This is a genomic window from Dermabacter vaginalis, from assembly GCF_001678905.1.
Lineage (GTDB): Bacteria > Actinomycetota > Actinomycetes > Actinomycetales > Dermabacteraceae > Dermabacter > Dermabacter vaginalis.
This window is the reverse complement of sequence record NZ_CP012117.1, coordinates 294,580-312,080: the sequence shown is the minus strand read 5'-3', so window position 1 is coordinate 312,080 and position 17,501 is coordinate 294,580. Positions and strand designations below refer to the sequence as shown.

Sequence of the window (17,501 nt, the reverse complement as noted above, 5' to 3'; positions counted from 1 at the left end):
GATGTTCTCCTCGGTGCGGGGCGGTCAAGGGTCCGGATGCTCGTCGTGAGTAGAAACTTCAGTCTAGGAGAATTGCGGGAGCTGCGTGGGCTGTGCACTCACGCTGATACGTGACGTGCCGTCGGACTTTCTTTCAACGTGCACTTTTTCCGCAATTTGCGATTTGAGTTCGGCAACGTGGGAGATGATCCCGACTGTGCGACCGTGGGCAGCGAGTTCCCTGATCTCGGCGATGACACCGTCGAGCTTCTCGGGGTCAAGCGTGCCAAAGCCCTCGTCGATAAAGAGGGTGTTCATCTGCACGCCGCCGGTTTCCCCACTCACGATGTCGGCGAGGCCGAGAGCTAGAGCGAGCGACACGTAGAACGTTTCACCGCCTGAAAGAGTCGAGGGTGAGCGGGACGAGTCGTGACGCAGGTCGACCATCTCGAGATCGAGGCCTACCTGCTTACGGCCAATCTTCTCTGGATGCGCGAGGCGAATCTCGTAGATCCCGCCGGAAAGAGCACCAAGGCGCACATTTGCCGCCTCGATGACTTTCTCGAAGCGGCGCATGACCGCGAAGGTTGAGAGTGTGAGTCGCGCCTTCGCGTCGCTCGAATTGCCCGTGGCAACATTCGCGAGGTGCAACACTTCGCTCTGACGAGCCGAGCGTTTCTCGTGCGCGGCGGCGCGGGCCGTGAAATCGGCGCGTGCACGCTTCACGCGCTCAAGTATCTTGGCGCGGGTGGCGTGGAGACCCGCGGCCGCGGTGTGCTCATCGCGTTTGACACGCACGCGCGCCTGCGTCACTTCAAGGGCCTCGGTAGCCGCTTCAAGGGCGGAAGCATTCGCCTCGATCTGGGCGAGGCGTTCGTCCTTTTTGGCCTCCTCGATTACTGCCGTGAGTGACGAGTATTCGCGCACGGTGTTCTCGTAGGTGTGCTTTCGTTCGGTCGAAAGACGCGCGTGCACCACCTCCTCGACGTTGTCGAAGCCGCTCGCCGCGAGTGCTTCGGCGAGGCGAGTTTTCGCGCGCTCATGCACGCTCCGCGCTTCGAGGCATTTGTCAAGAAGGCGCGCGTGCGCGCGTGCGGCCTCCCCCACCGAAAGAAGCGACAAACGAAGCTCTGCGAGAGTCTCGTGAGTATCGTTATGGGCCTTCAGTTCAGCGGCAATCGCCTGGCGGGTTTCCGTAAGGTTCTTCGCAAGGTGCTGGGAGTCGACAGCTGCACGCTCCGCGGTCAAGGCACTTTCATGCGCTTCGCGCTCGAGGGCACTCGTGCGCTCATCGAACTTCGCGATTTCCGTGCTTACGTGTTCACGCTCGACTTCAGCTTCCTGCGCAGCGTGTTCTTCTCTCGCGAGTGCGGCGCCTTCGTTGTCGAGGCGCTCGATGAGTGCTGGCAACTCTTCCTGAAATCGGGTGAGATCTTCGTTCACGCTCTCGCCCCACGCACGCTCGAGCGCGTCGATGTGGAGGGCCTTGGTCGCCGCAGCTGCCGAGCGCGCTTCACTCAGGCACTGCTCTGCCGTCACCCGTGCATGTTCCGCCTGGGCGATGCGTTCTTGGCTTACGAGCTCATCCTCGGTACGCGCCGGGGCCGGATGCTCGCACGCACCGCACACGGGACACGCCTCACCTTGCACAAGGTTCGCGGCGAGCTCGAACGCGATCGCGTCGATTCTCTTGCGACGAAGGAGCGACTCTTCCTCGCTCGCGCGCTTGAGCACCGCGAGGGAGTCGCACTCGCGCTGTGTCTGGGTACGGTAAGTGTCGAGGCTTGTGCGCGCCTCCGCAGCGATGCGCACGCGAGCGGCGTGGGCTTCGCGTTTTTCTTTGAGTGCGACGAGCTTCGCGGCCTTCTCGCTGAACTCACGATGTTTCTCGATGAGCTTCTCGCGTTCCGCCGGACGCTTCTTCAGGAGGGTGGTCTTTTTCTGCGAGTCCGCCTCCGCGCGTTCAGCCCGTTGCTCCGCCTTCTTCACCTCCTGCTCTCGACGCGGGAGCGCAGCCTCCTCTTTTTCGAGCCCCGCGAGCGCGGCAGCCATACGCAGCGCACTTTCGCCGCGCTCACTTTCCTCCTGACCTCGCGCTTCCCACTGCGGCGATTCCTCACGCTCGGCCTCCGGCAGTTCTCGAGCGGCGGCGTGCAGTGCTTCGGCCGCGCTCTTTTCCTGCTCGTGGGCATAAAACGGCTTCTCGGCGCGCTCGTGGCCGGCAAGGTGTTCACGCGCCTCACGCACCGCCTCGTCAAGCCCCGCGCGTTTCTTTTCGTGGGCGTCGAGCTGACTTTTCCGCACGAGCAGATCGTGGCGTTCGGCGGCATCCTTCGCCGCTTCTTCCGCTTCGTTTGACGCAACTGACGCCATCTCCCGCATGCGCGTGGCCTCACCAAGAGCTTCCTCGGCCGCTTCCTCGAGTTCCGCGCCAATTTCACGTGCGCGCTCGAGGCCTGCGGGCGTGAAGCCTCTCGTATCGGCAAGTGCCTGGGCTCGTTGGTCCTCGCTTGCCGAGGCCGCTTCGAGAACACGTTCGAGGGTTGCGCCGAGCTCCGCTTTCGAGGCATCGACATCTCGCTGGGCCTCGCGCCTGAGCTCGCCAAAGGACTGCTCGATCTGTTCATAGAACTGAGTCTGGAAGATCCGCTCCAGCACAATCTTGCGTTCACTCGTGTCGGCTTTGAGGAAGCGTGCGAACTCACCCTGGGGAAGAACAACGGTTTGCGTGAACTGCGCGTGTGTGAGGCCAAGGAGCTCGCGAACCTCCGCGCCAACATCCTGGGGGCGGTTCGCGATCGGTTCGATGTCGTTGGCGCGTTCGGTTCCGTGAATGGCCTCGGCGAGTGCCTCCGGCGAACTGAGCTTCCACAGCTTCGCGGTTTGATTCTCATGCACGGGCGCACCTGTGCCGCGAAGTCGCGCGCGTTCGTAGGCCGGGGTACGACGCACTCGGTAGATGCCCCGCGGTACTTCAAAGAAGAGATCCACAACGCTCGGTCGCGTGTTCGGCATAAAATCGCTGCGCACACGGGCATCACTCGAACCGCCGCCTGCAACGTTGCCGTAGAGCGCGAACACAATCGCATCGATGATGGTCGATTTCCCCGAGCCCGTGGCTCCTTCGAGAAGGAACAGCCCGCTCGCGCCGAGCGCATCAAAGTCGAGATCGACCCGATCTTTGAATGGACCGATGCCCTCGAAGCTGAGGTGGTGAAGCTTCATGCGTCTAGGAGACCTTCCTTTTCGCGTGCGATTCGGTGAGATCGGCGCGGGCGCGCGCATCGGTAAGAACTTGCTCGATGATCTCGCGCTGTGCGGCGTTCGGCTCGGCACCCGTGAGGTAGTCGAAGAATTCTGAGACGACTTCGGCGGGCGAGGCTTCCCGCGTCACCACCGGTGCCTCGGTGCTCACCTGCGCGCGTGTCGAGTGAAACTCCGTGAAGAGGAGGTGCTCGAAGGCTGCGCGAAGGGTCTGTTGGAGGTGTGCGGGGCGTGATTCCTCCCTCACGATCGCGTGGATCCAATCCTCGCCGTGCTCTTCTTTGTGCGCAAGAATGCTCGCGAGGCTTCCCTCGAGTTCCACGAGCCTTCGGCGCACGGGGGTGGGGAGGCGTTCGACCTCGACCGCCCCAGATTCGTTCATCTCCACGAGAAGAACGGCCTTCGTGTGGTGACGCTCCGAGAATGAGAATGCGAGGGGGCTTCCCGAGTACCACGCGACGGGCCGCTCCCCCGGCACGAGGGCGCTCATGTTTTGGCAGCCGTGGAGGTGGCCGAGGGCAACGTAATCGACACCTTCAAACACACTGCCGGGAACAGACGCGACGCCACCCACGCTCAGATCACGTTCCGAATCCGAGCCATCGCCACCCGCGACAAAGGTGTGGGCAAGCACGACACTTCGCGGGTTCCCGAGCACCTCGAGTTTCGCGCGCACGCGATCCATCGCGTTCGCTGTGACGCTTTCGTGAGAACGCGGCAACGGCACTGCGCCCTTCGGCGCGAGGCTGTAGCGCGCGAGATCCGGGTCGAGGAAGGGCAGGCCGAAAAAGAGCACCTCACCGTGCTCATCGGCCACCGAAACCGGATGCTCAATGCCTTCGATATTCGCAAGAATGTGGATGCCGGGCCGCATAAGTTTTGCGCCGAAGCCAAGACGCACCGCCGAATCGTGGTTTCCAGGCGTGAGGATCACCGTGGTTTCCTCCGCAAGCGCCGCAAGCGATGCGTGGAGAAGCTCGACCGCCTCGACGGGCGGCACCGAGCGATCGTAAATATCCCCCGCGATCACGAGCGCGTGGGCGCGCGTCTCGCGAACCTTCGCGAGGAGGAACTCCTGAAAAGTTCGCTGCTCTTCGTGCAGGTTTTCGCCGTGAAGGGTGCGCCCGAGGTGCCAATCCGACGTGTGAAGAATTTTCATGCTTTCACTCTAAAAGGAGGGTGGGACATTTAAACTCACCTCATGAATTCCGCACCTTTTCTCGCCCTCGTGGCGGCGCTCGCCAACGCCGTGTTTTTCATGCCGAAGATTCCGAACGCCGCCGAGCCCGTCATGAGCCTCCCCGGCGCCGATAAGATCGGTCACACTCTCATCTTTGCCTTCACAACCTGGGCTTTTGCGAGGCTCCTGACACTTCAGGATCAAAGCGTTCTCGCGTGGTCCTCCGCGCCAGCGCACGGCGCCCACGAAAGGGGTCACGCGCAGCTCGGTTCGGTGTTCGGGTCCGTGCGGGTCCGACGCTTGCTCGCCGTCATCGCGACCCTCATTCTTTGGGGCGCCGCAATCGAGGTCCTGCAGTCGTTCATGCCGGCGCGCTCGGCTGACTTCACCGACCTCCTTGCAGATGCCTGCGGAATCGCTCTCGGCGTCGGAGCCCTGTGGATCGAACTCGCGCTCGCCCAGCGTTCTCGCTCACGCCTCTCCACAAATTGATGGGGCGCCCCGCACCCGGGCTCGATGGTCCGGTGCAAGGCGCCCCGCGCTCATGAACTGCGCACATCTATGCGCGACGGCGATGCACAAGCACGCTCGCACCCGCAATCATGACAACAGCGGAAAGAGCGACAAGGCTGGTGACTTCTGCACCTGTTCGCGGAAGGCTCGACACAGAAGGTGTGCGAGCGTCGTGCTCCGTCGACGGCTGCGATTCTGGCGTGCCGGCGTCGGAATCCTCGCCATCGCCCCGGTCACTGCCCTCACCCGAGCCATCTTCGGTGCTGCCACCCTCATCGGTGCCACCCTCGTCAGTGCCGCCCTCGGAGCAGTTCGCGGGGACGTCACCCGTGCGGGTCACCTTCAGTGGAAGGGTGATCGCTGTGCCGGTCTCGGGAACAGCCGTGACGGTTGCGTCGTACTCGCCAGCCTCAAGACACTCATGCGGGAAGAGGTCCACGGTTGCGGCCCACTCGCCGAGCGTCTCGTCAAACGCGTAGTCGGCCTCGTACGTGTGACCACCGATCGTCACGATTGCTTTCGTAATCTTCGGTGCCCCGAGTGAAGTCGAGTGGAGCTTCGTGATCCGCACACGCAGCGGGTTGTCCTTCGTGCCGGCAGACGCAGGATCCTCGTTGAGGAACTCGATGCCCGCGCCGCGCTGACTGTAATCGGGCGTGAGGGGGGAATTCTTCGCGATGTAGTCCATCCACGTATCGCGATCGAGAAGACCCGTATCGACGTGGTTCTTGCCCTCCTTGAAGACGCTGAACTCGTCACCACCGTCGAGCAGGAAGCTCTGGCCGACGACCGTGTAGAGCTTCTCGGTGTCGGTAAGGTCGATCTGCTTTCCGTTGAGCCAGATGCCCGTGATGTGCTCGCCCTTCTCGGCGCTCGGATCGAACGTGTAGCTCACATTCTTCGATAGCCCCAGCTGGAGGTAGGGGCGATCAGCGTTATCGCGCCACTGCTGTTCAAGCATGGTTTTGAGCTGCGCGCCCGTCAGGTCGACCGTGTGCACGTTGTTGGCGAACGGCATGACGTCGTTTGCGTTCTTGACGCTCACCGTTCCATCCTCGTTGTAATAGAGCTCGGCGCGCATCGAACCGGGGCCCATGACGCCGAGATCGGGCTTCTTACCCGGGTAGGAATCGCGGTTCAGCGCCCACACCTGGGATTCAGCGGCGATATTGGAGATTGCGGAACTGGACGAACGGTCATCGCCCTTCTTGCTCTCATCACCGGCCTTGCGGCTCCACGTATCGTTCTTGTACTCGGCCTTCGAGCCGTCCCACGCGGTCGTAACGTCACCCGTGACCTCGCCGATCTTCTTCGAGCCGAGCTCGTCGCCCTTCGCAATCGCAGCGTCGGCGATCTTCGCAGCCTCGACGTACCGCGGGTAGTTCGCGCAGCCTTCCCCCTCAGACTTACCTTTGGTGGGCACGAGTGTCGGTTCCCCGGCGCTCCAATTACCCTCGGCATCCTTCGTGAAGGAAACGGCGCCAAGATTCTGCCCGTACTCGCCGGTCTGGATGATCGAACGACCGTTGTGCACGTACAGATAGGACTTGTGGGTGTGGCCGGTGAAGATAGCGTTCACCTTTGGGGAGGTGTCCTCCGCGAGGCGCGCGAGAAGCGCGTCGTCGATCGTCGAACCAGGCTCGGCGCTCTTAGCACCGCCCGCGTGGTACTCAGCCACGAGGAAGTCGTACTCGACGCCCTCGGCCTCCATTTCTTTGACGACCTTATTAACCTCGTCTACGGCATCGGTGAACTCGACACCTTCGATTCCCGCGGGGGACACGAGGTCACGAGTTTGCTCGGTGACAACACCGATCACGGCGACCTTGAAACCGTCGTGCTCCTCAATCGAATAGGCCGGCAGCGCCCGCTTTCCGTCCTTGTACACGTTCGCACCGAGGATCTCGAAATGCGAGTTCTTCGCAATGCGTCCAGTGAGATCATCAAGTCCCTGATCGAACTCGTGGTTACCGACGGCGCTAGCCTCGAGACCGAGCGCATTGAGGTAGTCGATCGTCGGCTCATCCTGCTGGATGAACGATTCGAACTCGCTCGCGCCGACGTTATCGCCAGCCGAAAGGAAGAACGAAGGGCCGTCGACCTTCGCGCGTTCTTCTTCGAGCGTGCAGGCGAGGTCCTTCGCCGAAGCGTTGATGCGGCCGTGGAAGTCGTTGATATTGAAAAGAGTAAGGGTGTCTTGCTGTTCCTCGGCGAAGGCCGGGGATGCGGCCACCAGCGGAGCCGTCACGAATGCCGCGGCGAGGAGTGCACCGGCGCGGCGCAGGGAGAGAGCCATGTTTTTCCTTGAGGGGTCGTGCGCGGGCACGGGGAAGACCGCGCGGGTCTAAAAGGGTTCACCTTTATTGCACACGAGAGAGTTCGCGCGCGTGCGTGAATTTGACGCAACTGGGACGCAAAATTCACGGCGCGTTCATTTTGCGTCGTTCTCGTGCTCCCCCTCGGCGCTACCACAATGTGGAGCTTTCTTTCACACTTCTCGCCTTAACCTTGTGGGCGGCCGTAGCCGAGTTGCATTACCGAAGGAACAGATCGTTCATGCCCTTGCTCCCCGCGTTCTACCGCAAAACCGTGCCCGCCAAAGACGGCGCAAGCTGGCCCCATGTCGTGATCGTTGGCGGCGGATTCGCCGGCGCCCACCTCGTACTCGCCCTTCGCGACGTGCGCGTGCGCGTGACCCTCATCGATCGGAACGTCTACAAGACCTTCCAGCCGCTTCTCTACCAGGTGGCCACCGCCGGCCTGAACTCCGGCGATGTCACGATGTTCCTGCGCGGGCTCTCCCTCCACGCCCCCAACATGCGCTTCCGCCAGGGCGAGGTCACCGGGGTCGACACCGACGAGCAGGTTGTGAAACTTTCCGACGGCGGCTCGGTGCGCTATGACCACCTCGTTTTGGCAAGTGGCGCCACCACGAACTATTTCGGTACGCCGGGCGCGGAGGAATTCGCGATGCCGATGTACACCCGCTCGCAGGCCCTTGAGATCCGTGAGCGAATTTTCGCGGAGCTCGAGCGCGCAACTCAGCTCAAGGAGATGAGCTTCACCGACCGTCTCGCGATTTCGATCGTGGGTGGCGGCCCCACGGGCGTGGAAATTGCGGGTGCGCTTGCCGATTTCCGCATCAGCGAGCTCGATGTGCTCTACCCGGAGGTGGACCCAGGCACCCTCGAGATCTCCCTCATTCAACGCGGCGATGAACTCCTCAAGGCCTTTGAGCCGCAACACCGTGAATATGCGGCGCGCGAGCTCGAAAAACGTGGCGTGAGGCTACGTCTCGGCCAGGGCGTTGAAGAGGTCGGCTACGACTTTGTGCGCCTCGCCGATGGCTCCTACGTCGAATCAGACATCACGATTTGGGCCGCGGGCGTGAGCGTGTCGACGTCGGTTAACGCGTGGGGCTTCCCGCAGGGGCGCGGGGGGCGAATCGATGTCGATCCCACGCTGCGCGTCAAGGGTTTCGACAACGTGTGGGCCGCGGGCGATATCGCCGGCGGTGACAACCCTCAGCCGCAGCTCGCCCAGCCAGCGGTCCAAATGGGCCAGCACGTGGCGCGCGCCATCAGGGCGCTCGTCGAAGGTGATGAAGCCGCAGCGGAGAAGCCGTTTAAGTACAACGACCTGGGGGCGATGGCCACAATCGGCCGACGTGCCGCTATCGCGGAACTCCCCGGTGGGGTCAATCTACAAGGGTCGATCGGTTGGCTCGCGTGGCTCGGCGTACACGTCTCGAAGCTTCTCGGCACACGCAACCGCCGCTCGGTCGCGGCGAATCTTCTTTACCTCTACAACGGCACGGGGATGTCGCGCGTACCGAACCCGGTCGTGGGCGATGTGGATTCGTTCGAGGCACGACGAGCCTTCCGTGAGAACGCTCCGATCCGACGCTTCGGCTACCAGGCGGGCAAGCGCTTCAAGGATCCGGGCAAGCCGCGCACGCGCCGCTAGGGCATGCCCCGGGTTTTACACGGGTTTTAAGCGCGTTAAACGCTTTGCGGTTGTTCCGTCACCTATGGTGAATCGTGCGTGACAATTTCGCCGCGCTGCTCACCACCGCTCGCCAACCCCGTGAGGACACCGCATGGCACAGCACCGGAACACCGCGCTTCGGCGCCGCCTCGGCGGTGCCGTCGTGGGCGCGAGCGTTCTGGCCTCGAGCCTTGCGCTTTCGTCACCGGTCTCGTTTCACCCCGTGGCGGCGTTCGCTGCCGACACTACCTGCACGCCCGGCGCCGCTACCCTTTCCGCGAAGAAGGTGGAAAAGGCCAAAGAGTTCACCGCTCTCGTGTGCGGCCTCAAGGAAGGGCAGCGCGTGCGCGGCGAGTATCGACATGCTTCGCCGTCCGGCTCGGGTGATGCCGTGCCCGCTCCCGTCGAGGGAATTCCCAAGGGCACCGCACCGCTCGGTTATTCGCGCGAGATTGCTGCGGTAGGCGCTGATGGGCGCGCAACGGTGACCTTCGTGATCGCCGAACCCGGAACCTACGCGATCAGCGTGGTGCCACTCGAGGAGGGAACCGCCTCCAAGGCGACGGTCGAGATCACCGATCAAGCTCCGCCCCCGACGACGCCGGCTGAACCGTCGGACCCGGCACCGAGCCCCACGTCAACAAAGGAACCTCCCGAGGACTCCACGGCGAGCCCCTCCCCTACACCGGAGCCGACACCGAAGCCCACCACGGAGCCTTCCCCCGAGCCATCCCGGGAACCGACCACCGAGCCGACACCGAAGCCAACCTCGGAGCCGACACCGAAGCCCACGGCGGAACCCACGGCGGAACCCACGCCCTCCCCTTCCCCAACGCCATCAAAAGAGCCCAAGCCGAGCCCCACGGAGTCTCCCTCCGAGGAACCGGAACCCACGGAACACCCCACAGCGGCGCCTTCGGAACCGGCCGCGCCTTCACCATCGGCAGCTCCTTCGCCTCTTCCCAACTCAGGCGAGCCCTCGCACGCACATCCGAGTGAGGCTCCCGGTGACACCGACCAGGCCCCCGGGCTCGACACCAACGGCGAAAGTGGAAACTCCTCAACCGAGGCTGCTGGCTCCGACTTCGTTCGCCCTCGAGCCCCGCACATGTCACGTATCCCCGCGCGAAATGGTCACGGCCGTTCGGCCGATTTCGGCGCTGTAGGAAGCGACTATTCAAAACTCGCGGGCCATGGCAAGGGCAGTGATGGCGTTGACAGGCCCGGTCCCACGCCGGGCAGCTTCCCCGCAAAGCCTGACGACGAGTCGAACGAAGGCTCGACCCAGCTCATTACCGATCCCTCTCGCCAACCACTCGGGCTCTCGGTCGCATGGCTCATCGGGGGCGTAATTGCGGGCCTTGGCCTTGCGGCAACGGGCGCAATCGTGCTCATGCGCCGCAACTTCGATCGCTAGGCGAGGTACGCCGCGAGAGCCTCGAACTGTTCACGCGGGCGAAAACCCGCTTCGGTGATCTTGCTCAGATCAAGCGCCGAATTGATGGGGCGCAGAGCGATGCCCTTGTGCGCATCGAGGTACTCCGCACTCGACACGCTTTGGACCATGTTGGGATCGTGCCCCGTGAGCTCGAAGACCTTTTGAGCGATGTCAAACCACGACGCGGGATCGCCGGAATTCGACACGTTGTAGGTGCCAAACGGCGCGTGTTCACGCAACACGAAGTCAATCGCACGGGCGATTTCCTCGGTGAAGGTCAAGCGCCCGAACTGGTCGTTCACAACGGAGGGCGATTCGCCGTTTCGTGCGTGCTCGCGCATCGTCGCCACAAAGTTCTTGCCCTCGCCTACAACCCAGCTCGTGCGGAGAATGTAATGCGCCGCGAGGGTCGAGACCGCCGCATCCCCAGCTGCCTTTGTTTGACCGTAAACGCCAAGCGGCGCAAAGCCCTCTTCTTCGGTATGAAACGCTTCCGAGCCATCGAACACGTAGTCGCTTGAGACGTGCACAAGAACGGCGCCCGCTTCGCGCGCGGCCGACACGAGTAGCGCCACGCCCTGAGCGTTCACGGCCCACGCCTCACGGCGGCCCTCGGCGCTCTCCGCGCCATCCTTGTCGGTATATCCCGCAGCGTTGACAATCACCGAGTAGGGCGAAAAACCAAAGGCCTCAATCGAGGCATGCGCGCCAATATCGAGAACCTCGCGCTCGATAAAATCCACGTCGTCGCGGCCAAGCCACAAACCCTGGAGGGCGCGACCAAGCTGCCCGCCGGCGCCCACCACAAGGGTACGCTCGGGGGTTTCGGTTGCCTGCTGCCATGCACTCTCCACAGGCGAGGTTGCAAAATCGTGGGACACGGGCATTCCTTACTGTTCGTTTTTCGCGTATGTCGCCTCGGTCGCGGCCTTCGAGGCCCGCCACCACTGCTCGTTGTCGCGGTACCAGCGTACGGTCTCACGGATACCGGCTGTGAAGTCACGGTGGCGCGGGCGCCACCCAAGTTCCTGCTCGAGTTTGCGGGCATCGAGTGCGTAGCGCACGTCGTGCCCGGGCCGGTCGGCCACGAAGTCGATCTCGCCGGCCTCGCGCCCACATACCTCAAGGATAATTTCGGCGACCTCGCGGTTGCTTTTCTCGCACCCGGCGCCAACCAGGTAGGTTTCACCGATGCGTCCGCGCTCGAGAATAGCAAGAACGGCCGACGAATGATCGTCAACGTGGATCCAATCGCGCACGTGCGCGCCATCGCCGAAGACGCGCGGGTGCACGCCGTCGATAAGGTTCGTAATTTGCCGGGGAATGAACTTCTCGACGTGCTGGCGAGGGCCGTAGTTATTCGAGCACGTCGAAATCGTCGCTCTCACGCCGAAGCTGCGCACCCACGCGCCCACAAGGAGATCACTCGACGCTTTCGATGCGCTATAGGGCGAACTGGGCCGGTAGGGAGACCCTTCCGTAAAGCGCTCTTCGGTATCGAGAGCGAGGTCCCCGTACACTTCGTCGGTCGAGACATGGTGCAGGCGCACACCATACTCGCGCACCGCCTCCAAGAGCGCGAACGTCCCCACGATGTTGGAGTGCACGAACACGGAGGGATCGGCAAGGGCATTGTCGTTGTGGGATTCGGCGGCGAAGTGCACCACGGCATCACGCTCGGGGTCGAGGCTCCCCACGAGCGTACGCGTCACCTCACGATCGGCAACGTCCCCGACGACGAGACGCACGCGGTGCTCGGGAAGATCCGCAAGGTTTTCTTCGCATCCGGCATACGTGAGCTTGTCGAGCACTGTCACCGAATAATCCGTATGTGTGACAACGTGGCGCACGAAGTTCGAACCAATGAACCCCGCGCCACCCGTCACAATCAACTGAGCTGCACCCATAGCCGCTAGTGTGCCACGGCACGGCACTCCAGACCGTTAGGCGAGCCTCCCGGCCCGATCACCACGACCGAGCGCCATGATCTCGAATCCCGCCTTGCGCCAGCGAGCAAGGTCGAACACGCCGCGGCCGTCGATCACCACACGTTCCGCCACGAGCTCAGCAACGCGCTCGGGATCAAGATCGCGGTAGATCTGCCACTCCGTCGCGAGGATCAGCAGGCGCGCACCGCTCATCGCTTCTTCGAGGTCGTCCACGAGGGTCAGCTCTTCGTAGCGGCCCCGCACAACGTCGAGGGCTTGCGGATCGGTGATGCGCACATCGGCGCCGTGGCGCGCGAGCGAGAGCGCAATGTCGATGGCCGGCGAATCGCGCACGTCGTCACTATAGGGCTTGAATGCCGCACCAAGAACGGTGATGGGCACGCCCGCGAGGTTGCCGCCGAAGTGTTCGAGAGCGAGCTGAACGGGGCGCGCACGGCGCTTTTGGTTAATCCGGTCGACGTTGCGGAGAAACTCAAAGGAATCCCCCACGCCGTGGTCCTCGGCGCTCGCGATGAACGCACGCACGTCCTTCGGGAGGCACCCGCCGCCGAAACCGATACCGGCCTTGAGGAAGCGGCGTCCAATGCGTTCGTCGAGACCGATGGCCTCGGCGACTTCGACGACATCCGCACCCGTCGCTTCGCACATTTCCGCGACTGCATTGACGAAGCTGATCTTCGTCGCGAGGAACGCGTTTGCGCTCACCTTCACGAGTTCGGCGCTCTCATAGCCATACACGAGTCGAGGTGTACCGGCTTCGAGGATGGGAGCGTACACCGCGTCAAGGTGCGCGATTGAAAACTGCTGATCCTCGTGCACGCCGTATACCAGGCGATCGGGACCGAGCGTGTCCTTCACGGCGTATCCCTCGCGCAGGAATTCCGGATTCCAGGCGAGTTCAATATTTGGCAATTCGGCGAAGGCTTCGCTCAGGCCACGCGCCGTGCCCACCGGCACGGTCGATTTGCCCACCACGAGAACTTTCTCGCGAGTGGAATCAGCGAGGACCTTCTGAAGACCTTCGCGAACAGCGTGAAGCGCACCGAGGTCGGCGGAACCGTCGGATCCCTGTGGCGTGCCCACGCACACGAAATGCACATCGCACTCGCGTACATCCGAAAGGTCTGCTGAAAACCGGAGTGTTCCGCGCTCGAGTGCTGCGGAGAGCTTTTCGGGGAAATCGGGCTCAAAAAAGGGCGCTTCGCCGCGCTCAAGTTTGGCGATCCTCTCGGTGTCAACATCGATTCCCACGACATCGTGCCCCAGTTCTGCCATGCAGACTGCGTGAACCGCGCCAAGATATCCGAGCCCAATCACCGAGATTTTCATATATACCCTCGTGCCGAATCAGTAAACTATTATCCAGTGGCGAAAAAATGCCATTGATTCGACTCTATCGACCGCGCAGGTGCGCGCCCGCCGGGGTCACCGAGAGTTCACCGGGTACTTTCGGGCGTTCACGCGCCCGTTAACAAGGTCTGATTTTCCGACGGTTGCCGCGCCCCATCGAAGCCTCGGCGGATCAGAACTTCGGGGTGGAGTGCGGATCGACCACGACGGCCGACTCGTAGTAGGCACGCAGTTGTTCTTCTTGCGTGAACGTCAAATGACCAAGCCCGTTAGCGCGGGGGGCAGCCTCGAGTATTTCGCGACAGAGAGAGGTTTTGGGGCCTTCATTATCGAGGTCGATATATTCATAGGGAATATAGACTTCACGCATCCCAAAAGGGCCGAGTGCGATGGTGACAAACGAGATTTTTTGCGTGCGATCATTGAGGAAAATTTCGCACACCTTTCCGAGGCGCGCGCCTGATGACTCCCGAACGGTAGCGTTGCGGAGCCGGTCGAGCTCAACCTCGGTCGCCATAGGCCCTACTTTCTCTCCTTCGGGGGAAACGGGTCAGCTTCGCGCAGGGGGATCACGAACATGCGCAGGAAGATCGAGAGGTCATGATCATAGAGGCCATCATCCATGAGTGCATCGCGCATGAACACTCCGGTCCACATCGCGACGATCGATCGGGCGATCCACTCCGGTTCCGCCCCCTGCTCAAGCCAGCCCTTTTCCTCGTACATCTTGAACAGGTCGGTCAGTTTTTCTTCGGCCATCGTCTGCATGCCCACGATTGCTTCGTGACCGGGGTGATCCTTCTCCACGGCCTCAGCACGCACGACCGCGAACATCACCGACTGGTACTGGCGAACGGCATCCCACTCGCGGACGGCCGCCGGCTCTTGTGCCGTTTTCACGAAGTCGTCAATGAGGGCCTCGAAGTGCTCGGCGACGCGCTCAAGAACGGCCTGGAGCAGGGCTTCCTTGCGGGAGAAGTGATGAAGCATTCCCGGGTGGGAGATGCCCACGCGCTCGGAGATGTCTCGCAGCGAGGTGCCGCGATAGCCATACTTCGAGAACAGGATTGTGGCTTCTTCGAGAATGACCTCTCTCGTGCGTTCACCGCGGGCGCGCGTGAGGTTGACTCGGGCACCGGCTTCGCGCGAGGGCTCGACCGTGAGACGAGAGGTGCGGCGATCGGGGGTCATGTGTCAACACTCCTAGGCTTTTTCAACGGTGCTTTCGAGTGACTGCCGCGTACGCATGATTCGAACCGCACCTTCGAGGCTCGACCTGCACGTACGGTAAGTTACCGTGATGCTGGTGGGGGAAAATTCACGGACAAATACCGATAATTACAGCAGTTACTACCAGTATTGCACAGCTCGAGACTTTTCACCCCACGAGCTGTTCGCAAATCTGTACCGCGTTGAGGGCCGCCCCCTTACGCAAGTTATCCGAGGACACGAAGAAGATGAGTCCACGACCGTCAGGGACCGCCTGATCACGGCGGAAGCGCCCCACGAACGTGCCGTCGCGCCCGGCCGCGAGGCGCGACGTGGGCAGATCAACGAGGTTGACGCCTGCCTGGGCCCGCACCGCTTCCTGCGCTTCTTCCACGCTGATCGGCCGCTCAAACTCAGCGTGAATGCTGAGCGAGTGCCCCGTAAACGCACCGATGCGCACGCACGTTCCGGAGACGCGTAGCTCCGGAAGCTCAAGAATGCGCCGTGACTCGTGACGAAGCTTTTGCTCCTCATCTGTCTCAAGAGAGCCATCCTCCACAAGAGCGCCCGCAAACGGCACGGCGTTGAAGGCAATCGGTGCGGGATACACACTCGGGGCCGGCTCGGCCTCGAGGCTACCGTCAAGGGAAAGCTCTTCGAGGGTGGCCGACAGTGCCCGGGCCTGGCTCGCGAGTTCCTCGACACCCTTGACGCCGCTTCCCGAGACGGCCTGATAGGTCGCCACCGTGAGCCGCTCGAGTCCCGCGCGCTCGTGGAGCGCCTTGAGCGCCGGCATCGCCGCCATGGTCGTACAGTTAGGGTTCGCGATGATCCCCTTCGGGGTGTTCTCCGCGCACTGGCCGTTGACCTCGGCAACGACGAGGGGAACCTCCGGATCTTTGCGCCACGCGGAGCTGTTATCGATCACGGTCGCCCCCGCGGCCGCGAACACGGGCGCGAGTTTCTTGGACGTCGCACCGCCCGCGCTCATCAACGCAATGTCCACACGGTTACCCTCGCCCTCGAGCTCCGCTTTCTCGGCATTTTCCACCACGAGGTCCTCACCGTTCACGCGAAGGCGCGAACCCGCAGAACGCTCGGAGGCGAACACACGAATCCTCGAGTGGCGAACGCGCCGTTCCTCGAGGAGCGCGAGCATCACGCGGCCGACCTGACCCGTGGCTCCCACGACTGCAATGACGGGCCCCGAAGGGTCCTTGTCCATAACCTTCTCGCCCATGGCCTTCTCCTTCCGTCCGCTCTCAGCGGCCCGTTCCGGCATAAACCTTGGCTTCGCCCTCACCGTCGAGGCCGAAAGCCGTGTGCAATTCGCGTACGGCCTGATCGAGTTGATCGGCGCGCGTCACGATACTGATGCGAATCTCCGAGGTGGAGATCATCGAAATGTTGATTCCTGCGTTGGCGAGCGCACGAAATGCCATCGCTGAAACCCCAGGGTTAGACTTCATGCCCGCACCGATCACCGACACTTTCCCGATCTGGTCCGTGTAGCGAAGCTCGCGGTAGCCAATGTCCTTCTTTGCCGCCTCGAGGGCGCGCGTTGCCGCTTCAGCGTGGGCCTCCGGGATCGTGAACGAGATGGCGACCGTCCCGTCAACAGTCGACACGTTTTGAACAATCATGTCGACGTGAGCCCCGACCGAGGCAACGAGCTCGAACACCGCAGCGGCCTTACCGGGGGTATCCGGGACCTCAACGAGGGTAACCTTCCCCTCGCTTCGATCGTGGGCAATACCCGTAATCAGCGGAGCCTCGTGGCCCCCCTCTATCTGGAACGCCACGGGGGCCTCCTCATTCGTGGGTGAAACGGCGTGGGCGGCCTTGAGGGCGCCGTGCCTCGTCATATCGGGGTCGATGGGAAAATCACGCTCGGGATCCTCGCAAATCACGGTGCCGATCCGGCCGCTGTAGCTCGAGCGCACGTGGAGCGGCACCTCAAAGCGCCGAGCGTACTCCACGCACCGCAGCGCGAGGATCTTGGCACCTCCCGCGGCCATTTCGAGCATTTCCTCCGAGCTGATTTCGGGAATGCGACACGCGCTCGGCACGATGCGCGGATCCGCTGTGAAAACACCGTCCACATCGCTGTAAATCTCGCACACGTCCGACTCGAGCGCTGCCGCGAGGGCAACCGCGGTCGTGTCACTTCCGCCTCGCCCAAGAGTCGTGATCTCCTTCGTGGTTCGCGAAACGCCCTGGAACCCCGCAACGATGGCGACATGGCCGTTATCGAGTGCAGTGCGAATTCGCCCCGGTGTCACATCGATGATGTGGGCGCCGCCGTGAAGCTCATCGGTGATCATCCCGGCCTGCGACCCGGTGTAGGCGCGGGCACTCACGCCATTCGCATTGAGCGCCATCGACAACACGGCCATAGAGATGCGCTCGCCGGCCGTGAGCAGCATGTCGAGTTCGCGGGCAGGCGGCTGAGCCGTTACCTCATGGGCGAGGTCGATGAGCTCGTCGGTCATGTCCCCCATTGCTGAGACGACGACAACGACCTCGTGCCCCGCTTTGGCGTACATCGAGATGCGTGAGGCGACGCGCTTGATCGCAGCGGCATCCTCGACGGACGATCCGCCAAACTTTTGAACGACAAGCGCCATGGGCG

At 62.7% G+C, this 17,501-nt stretch carries 13 protein-coding genes; 3 read left to right on the top strand and 10 right to left on the bottom strand.

The genetic code is table 11. From position 1 onward, the window contains the following. Positions 1–63 precede the first annotated feature (63 nt). A complete protein-coding gene (locus DAD186_RS01235; protein WP_065247169.1) occupies positions 64–3,204 on the bottom strand; it encodes an AAA family ATPase in 3,141 nt (1,046 codons plus the stop codon). Positions 3,205–3,208: 4 nt separating this feature from the next. Then, positions 3,209–4,402, bottom strand: coding sequence for an exonuclease SbcCD subunit D (locus tag DAD186_RS01230; protein ID WP_065247168.1), 1,194 nt, complete (start codon positions 4,400–4,402; stop codon positions 3,209–3,211). 42 nt (positions 4,403–4,444) lie between these two features. On the opposite strand from DAD186_RS01230, the gene DAD186_RS01225 reads away from it, so the two are divergent. Beyond that, complete coding sequence (locus tag DAD186_RS01225) at positions 4,445–4,915, top strand: VanZ family protein (protein ID WP_065247167.1); 471 nt, start codon at positions 4,445–4,447, stop codon at positions 4,913–4,915. A 67-nt stretch (positions 4,916–4,982) separates the two neighbouring features. Here the strand turns inward: DAD186_RS01225 and DAD186_RS01220 are convergent, their stop codons facing one another. Continuing rightward, positions 4,983–7,232 carry a bifunctional metallophosphatase/5'-nucleotidase gene (locus tag DAD186_RS01220; RefSeq protein WP_065247166.1) on the bottom strand — a complete coding sequence of 750 codons (2,250 nt, stop codon included), beginning with the start codon at positions 7,230–7,232 and terminating at the stop codon, positions 4,983–4,985. 260 nt (positions 7,233–7,492) lie between these two features. Between DAD186_RS01220 and DAD186_RS01215 the strand changes: the two genes are divergently transcribed. After that, positions 7,493–8,902 carry an NAD(P)/FAD-dependent oxidoreductase gene (locus tag DAD186_RS01215; protein ID WP_065247165.1) on the top strand — a complete coding sequence of 470 codons (1,410 nt, stop codon included), beginning with the start codon at positions 7,493–7,495 and terminating at the stop codon, positions 8,900–8,902. A 133-nt stretch (positions 8,903–9,035) separates the two neighbouring features. Continuing rightward, entirely contained in the window at positions 9,036–10,340 is a 1,305-nt protein-coding gene (locus tag DAD186_RS01210; protein WP_065247164.1) for a hypothetical protein, read from the top strand. Here the strand turns inward: DAD186_RS01210 and DAD186_RS01205 are convergent. From DAD186_RS01205 to DAD186_RS01175, 7 genes are all read right to left on the bottom strand, one after another. Further along, positions 10,337–11,242 (bottom strand): SDR family oxidoreductase, encoded by a 906-nt coding sequence (locus DAD186_RS01205; protein ID WP_065247163.1) that lies wholly within the window; start codon positions 11,240–11,242, stop codon positions 10,337–10,339. The genes DAD186_RS01210 and DAD186_RS01205 overlap by 4 nt on opposite strands. A 9-nt stretch (positions 11,243–11,251) precedes the next feature. Continuing rightward, positions 11,252–12,268, bottom strand: a complete 1,017-nt coding sequence (gene rfbB / locus DAD186_RS01200) for a dTDP-glucose 4,6-dehydratase (protein WP_065247162.1) — start codon at positions 12,266–12,268, stop codon at positions 11,252–11,254. Between the two features lie 36 nt (positions 12,269–12,304). Beyond that, positions 12,305–13,639, bottom strand: a complete 1,335-nt coding sequence (locus DAD186_RS01195) for a UDP-glucose dehydrogenase family protein (protein WP_065247161.1) — start codon at positions 13,637–13,639, stop codon at positions 12,305–12,307. A gap of 193 nt (positions 13,640–13,832) precedes the next feature. Continuing rightward, entirely contained in the window at positions 13,833–14,177 is a 345-nt protein-coding gene (locus tag DAD186_RS01190; protein WP_065247160.1) for a PRC-barrel domain-containing protein, read from the bottom strand. A 5-nt stretch (positions 14,178–14,182) separates the two neighbouring features. Next, positions 14,183–14,851: a TetR/AcrR family transcriptional regulator gene (locus tag DAD186_RS01185; protein WP_065247159.1), complete on the bottom strand. Its 669-nt coding sequence runs from the start codon at positions 14,849–14,851 to the stop codon at positions 14,183–14,185. Between the two features lie 187 nt (positions 14,852–15,038). Further along, positions 15,039–16,109 (bottom strand): aspartate-semialdehyde dehydrogenase, encoded by a 1,071-nt coding sequence (locus tag DAD186_RS01180; RefSeq protein ID WP_082991015.1) that lies wholly within the window; start codon positions 16,107–16,109, stop codon positions 15,039–15,041. 22 nt (positions 16,110–16,131) lie between these two features. Further along, entirely contained in the window at positions 16,132–17,496 is a 1,365-nt protein-coding gene (locus DAD186_RS01175; RefSeq protein ID WP_065247158.1) for an aspartate kinase, read from the bottom strand. Positions 17,497–17,501: the final 5 nt, after the last annotated feature.

Excerpts from the sequence above, each read along its gene's own strand:
- DAD186_RS01235 (WP_065247169.1), bottom strand. The coding sequence starts at position 3,204 with ATGAAGCTTCACCACCTCAGCTTCGAGGGCATCGGTCCATTCAAAGAT.
- DAD186_RS01230 (WP_065247168.1), bottom strand. The coding sequence starts at position 4,402 with ATGAAAATTCTTCACACGTCGGATTGGCACCTCGGGCGCACCCTTCAC.
- DAD186_RS01225 (WP_065247167.1), top strand. The coding sequence starts at position 4,445 with ATGAATTCCGCACCTTTTCTCGCCCTCGTGGCGGCGCTCGCCAACGCC.
- DAD186_RS01220 (WP_065247166.1), bottom strand. The coding sequence starts at position 7,232 with ATGGCTCTCTCCCTGCGCCGCGCCGGTGCACTCCTCGCCGCGGCATTC.
- DAD186_RS01215 (WP_065247165.1), top strand. The coding sequence starts at position 7,493 with ATGCCCTTGCTCCCCGCGTTCTACCGCAAAACCGTGCCCGCCAAAGAC.
- DAD186_RS01210 (WP_065247164.1), top strand. The coding sequence starts at position 9,036 with ATGGCACAGCACCGGAACACCGCGCTTCGGCGCCGCCTCGGCGGTGCC.
- rfbB (WP_065247162.1), bottom strand. The coding sequence starts at position 12,268 with ATGGGTGCAGCTCAGTTGATTGTGACGGGTGGCGCGGGGTTCATTGGT.
- DAD186_RS01195 (WP_065247161.1), bottom strand. The coding sequence starts at position 13,639 with ATGAAAATCTCGGTGATTGGGCTCGGATATCTTGGCGCGGTTCACGCA.
- DAD186_RS01190 (WP_065247160.1), bottom strand. The coding sequence starts at position 14,177 with ATGGCGACCGAGGTTGAGCTCGACCGGCTCCGCAACGCTACCGTTCGG.
- DAD186_RS01185 (WP_065247159.1), bottom strand. The coding sequence starts at position 14,851 with ATGACCCCCGATCGCCGCACCTCTCGTCTCACGGTCGAGCCCTCGCGC.
- DAD186_RS01180 (WP_082991015.1), bottom strand. The coding sequence starts at position 16,109 with ATGGGCGAGAAGGTTATGGACAAGGACCCTTCGGGGCCCGTCATTGCA.
- DAD186_RS01175 (WP_065247158.1), bottom strand. The coding sequence starts at position 17,496 with ATGGCGCTTGTCGTTCAAAAGTTTGGCGGATCGTCCGTCGAGGATGCC.